Source organism: Flaviflexus huanghaiensis, assembly GCF_014118685.1.
Classification (GTDB): Bacteria; Actinomycetota; Actinomycetes; order Actinomycetales; family Actinomycetaceae; genus Flaviflexus; species Flaviflexus huanghaiensis.
The window spans coordinates 1-4,122 of the sequence record NZ_JACFAK010000028.1; the positions used below are offsets into that span (position 1 = coordinate 1).

At 61.0% G+C, this 4,122-nt stretch carries 5 protein-coding genes and 2 pseudogenes; all 7 read left to right on the forward strand.

Going from position 1 to position 4,122, the window contains the following annotated elements:
• Positions 1 to 132: pseudogene (locus H7E91_RS11335) on the forward strand (IS481 family transposase); the annotation flags it as partial.
• An 80-nt stretch (positions 133 to 212) separates the two neighbouring features.
• Complete coding sequence (orn, locus tag H7E91_RS11340) at positions 213 to 857, forward strand: oligoribonuclease (RefSeq protein ID WP_182355230.1); 645 nt, start codon at positions 213 to 215, stop codon at positions 855 to 857.
• A gap of 13 nt (positions 858 to 870) precedes the next feature.
• Entirely contained in the window at positions 871 to 1,410 is a 540-nt protein-coding gene (gene def / locus H7E91_RS11345) for a peptide deformylase (RefSeq protein WP_182355227.1), read from the forward strand.
• Positions 1,407 to 1,934: a CrcB family protein gene (locus H7E91_RS11350; protein WP_206680437.1), complete on the forward strand. Its 528-nt coding sequence runs from the start codon at positions 1,407 to 1,409 to the stop codon at positions 1,932 to 1,934. The genes def and H7E91_RS11350 overlap by 4 nt, the downstream gene beginning before the upstream one ends.
• Positions 1,931 to 2,308, forward strand: coding sequence for a fluoride efflux transporter CrcB (crcB, locus tag H7E91_RS11355; protein WP_182355228.1), 378 nt, complete (start codon positions 1,931 to 1,933; stop codon positions 2,306 to 2,308). Before H7E91_RS11350 ends, crcB begins: the two co-directional genes overlap by 4 nt.
• 300 nt (positions 2,309 to 2,608) lie before the next feature.
• Positions 2,609 to 2,908, forward strand: a pseudogene (locus H7E91_RS11890) (dihydrofolate reductase family protein); the annotation flags it as partial.
• A 484-nt stretch (positions 2,909 to 3,392) separates the two neighbouring features.
• Positions 3,393 to 4,122: IS110 family transposase (locus H7E91_RS11365; RefSeq protein ID WP_182355232.1), on the forward strand; the 730-nt coding region annotated here is incomplete at its 3' end.

Consider the following 4,122-nt stretch of genomic DNA (forward strand, 5'->3'; position numbering starts at 1 on the left):
TACACCTCAGAGACCGAGCGGCGGGACGCGCTTCCCGGATGGCTGCACTTCTATAATCACCACAGGCACCACTCCGCAATCAGGGCCACGCCCATCAGCAGACTGAACAACCTGCCTGGACATCACACCTAGCCGGAGCCTCGCTTACCCTCGTGGCATACTGATCCTGGCGCCGGGCCCCACAGCACGGCCGCAACGGAATCGTGGAAGGTTTGTACGTGAATCAGCTCACTAACCCCATCGTGTGGATCGACTGTGAGATGACGGGGCTCGACATTGCCAACGACGCTCTTGTCGAGATTTCGGTTGTCATCACCGATTCCAATCTTGTGCCAGTTGACGAGGGCATTGATCTTGTCATTCGGCCGACACCCGAGGCCGTGACCTCGATGGGCGACTTTGTGAGGAACATGCACACGGAGTCCGGGCTCATCAACGAATGGGACGATGGCCTCGACCTCGCCGAGGCGGAGTCGAGAGTCCTCGATTACCTTCGCGAGCGCGTCCCAGCCAAAAGAGCGCCGCTCGGCGGCAACTCGGTCGGGACCGATAAGATGTTCCTCGAACGAGACATGCCAGCCGTCGTCGATCATCTCCACTATCGCGTCATCGACGTGTCCACGATTAAAGAGCTTGCGCGCCGTTGGTACCCGCGCACATACTTCGCCGCACCCGCGAAGTTCGGCAACCATCGGGCACTTGGCGATATCTACGATTCGATCGACGAACTCCGTTATTACCGAAGTGTCCTTATGCCCGAGGGGGACGGACCGTCGTCGGAACGGTCTCGCGCGAAGGCGAAGGAGATCCTCGATACTCGGACGCAGCTTTCATTCGCATCCGCCCCAGAAGTGTGAGGCGCGTCAGCGCATGATCCGCCCAATTGTCATCACCGGGGACCCGGTGCTCCATTCGCCCGCCGATCCGGTCACCGACTTCGATCGCTCGCTTGCCGACCTCGTCGCAGACATGTTCGAGACCACCGTGGCGGCGCCCGGGGTGGGATTGGCAGCCCCGCAGATTGGGATTGGACTCCAGATCTTCGTCTGGGTCTATGGTGATCAGGATGTGGCGCCGCCGCGCGGCGTAGCGATCAACCCGAAACTTTTCATCGAACCAATCCAGCCCGGTGAGCCGACGTCTACCGATCGGGAAGGTTGCCTATCCTTCCCTGACGAGAAGTTCGCGCTACGCCGTAGCCCACGTGCAATCCTGCGCGCCCGCGACGCGACCGGCGAACCATACGTGCTCGAGGCGACAGGATGGTTCGCACGGATCCTCCAGCACGAGTACGATCATCTCCAGGGAACGCTCTACGTCGATCGCCTCATTGGCGAAGATGCCGAGACGGTTTCCCGCATCACTAAAGAACGCAGCTGGGGCCGACCCGGGCTGTCCTGGACGCCGTGAACGCGAAGCCAGGAGCCGTTGAGGACCCCTCCGACGCTCCCGCGCCGCTCCATCCACACCGGGCGGTGCAGGATTCCCGCACTCGCATTTTCCAGGACGCGACGAAGCGGCCAATTCATTTACGCGCCCGCTTCATTCTCCTCGTTTTTCTCGGCGGAACTCTCGGCACTGCAGCGAGATATGGTTTCGGGTTTCTTCTCCCTCCCGTCGAGGGCATACCCTGGTCGATCTTCGTCGCCAATCTGGCTGGATCGCTCTTGCTCGGGTTCCTGCTCGAGTTTCTCATCCGCAGAGGACCCGAAGTCGGGATCTACCGCTCGCTCCGCCTGTTCGTCGGCACCGGCTTCCTGGGTGGCTTCACGACTTACAGTGCGCTGGCTGCCGACACAGCCACATTGATGGGTGATGACCGCGTCGGGCTCGGGCTTCTCTATGCGACCGGAAGCCTCCTGCTGGGCCTCGTCGCCGCAGGGATTGGGATTGCCACCGGCTCACTGGTCAGCCGCAGTGGAGCAAGACGGTGAACCCCGTGCTCTTTGTGTGGGTCTCGCTCGCTGGCGGGCTCGGCGCTAGCGCCCGCTTCGTTCTCGACGGTCTCATCCGCGCACACAGCGATGGTCCCACTCCCCGCGCCACCATCATCATCAACGTCACCGGCTCGTTCCTCCTCGGCCTTCTCATCGGCATCACTGCGGGTAGCCTCCTGTCCGCGAGCGCGCTACTCATCATGGGCACGGGTTTCCTCGGCGGGTATACAACGTTCTCAACTGCCAGCGTCGAGACTGTGCGCCTTATTCAGAAGCGGGAAGTCGGCCCTGCACTCTTCTCCAGCCTCGGCACAGCGATCCTCGGCACCGGTCTGGCAGCGCTGGGTCTGTGGCTTGGTAGCCCCTCCTGAGATCTCCGCCGCGGACGGACAGCAGTTCTCACGTATTCTCGACCGCTGTCGCCATCTATTGAGCGACTGGCCTTCCGAAGGCCTCCGACCGTTCCCCCCCTCCCTCCTCTCGCATTGCTTTGCGCCGTGTGAGGGCACTCGTAGACTCTCGCCATGGCCACGCATTTCTACACCGCCGCCTCGCTCGATGGTTTCATCGCCACCGCGGAGCACTCGCTCGACTGGCTGTTCGCCCAGGACTTCGACGTGGCGGGGCCCATGGCATACCCCGCCTTCATCGACCGCATCGGCGCCCTCGTCATGGGAGCATCGACCTACGCGTGGCTGCTCAGCCACCAGGCCAAGTGGGAACACAGCCAGCCCGCCTGGGTGTTCACACACCGCGAGTTCAGCGTGCCCACCGGTGCCGACGTACGGTTCATCCAGGGCCGCCCGAGTGAGCACGTTGACCTTATCAACGCCTCGGCAGAGGGGAAGGACGTGTGGGTCATGGGCGGAGGCGATCTCGCCGCCCAATTCGCTCGCGACGGGGTACTCGACGAGCTGTGGATCCAGTTCGCGCCCGTCACCCTCGGCGCGGGGCAACCGCTTTTCCCGCGGGCGCTCCAGCTCGATCTGATCGACGTGGCCCGGAATAGGGTTCGTCACCGACGTGTGCACACGCAAGATCGTCGGGTGGGCCACCCGCTCGACCATGCGCACCGAGGCCCTCCCGCTGGAAGCTCTCGAACACGCGTTGACCGCGGCACAGGATCAGGCCTTTTCCGGATTGATCCATCACAGCGATAGTAAGAATAGAAGTGCCTGATCTTCTCGAATGGTTTGACCCACACAGCGATCGACCCCTGAACAGTCGGTCAGGTGCCGTGAGTGATCCCGAAAGGTTCTGACTCACACTCTGATCGACCAGCGTGTCTTTCCCCGGACCTGTCGACCATTCGAGAACACTCACGGCGAGGCTTTCGCCTCGCCGTGATCATGTGACTCAAGAAGGGCCTGAACACCTTTTCTCTTTACTGTCTTGTCCAGGTTACCGGTCGATACGAAAGCACCACAAACAATGCACATCGATTGGAGAAACCTCATGACCTCACAACCTTTCATCACTGTCGTTGGCGGCGTAGACACCCACAAAGACCTGCATGTTGCTGCGGTGGTTGATCAGCACGACCGGGTACTCGCAACCGAATTCTTTCCTACGACCAGGCATGGGTACAAGCTGCTCGTGCACTGGTTACGCTCCTTCGGACAGATCGCCAGGATCGGGGTGGAATGCACCGGCACCTATGGGGCGGGCCTGTTGCGCTACCTCCACGCACAAGATATCGAAGTACTCGAAGTCACCGGCCCCGACCAAGCCCTCCGAAGGCGCAAAGGCAAAGACGACACCCTCGATGCAGAGAATGCTGCTCACGCAGCCTATGCCCGGGTGCGTGCCGTGACCCCGAAAACCCGTGACGGGCTGGTTGAATCCCTACGGGTGTTGAAAGTGTCCCGTAAAACTGCGGTCGCTGCCAGACGAGTCGCGTTACAGATGATCCGCATGAACATCGTGTCAGCACCAGACGAACTCCGTGACCAGCTGCGCACCCTGACTCGCATGAAACTCATCCGCACCCTAGCCGCATGGCGACCAGATCTCACGAAGTATCGCGATGTCACTGGCGCGTACAAGATCGCTTTGAAATCCCTTGCACGTAGGTACCTGGAACTCACTGATGAGATCGCTGATCTTGATGTCATGATCAAAAACATTGTTGATCATCTCGCCCCAGACCTCATCAAAAAACCAGCGGTCGGCTATGAGTCTGCAG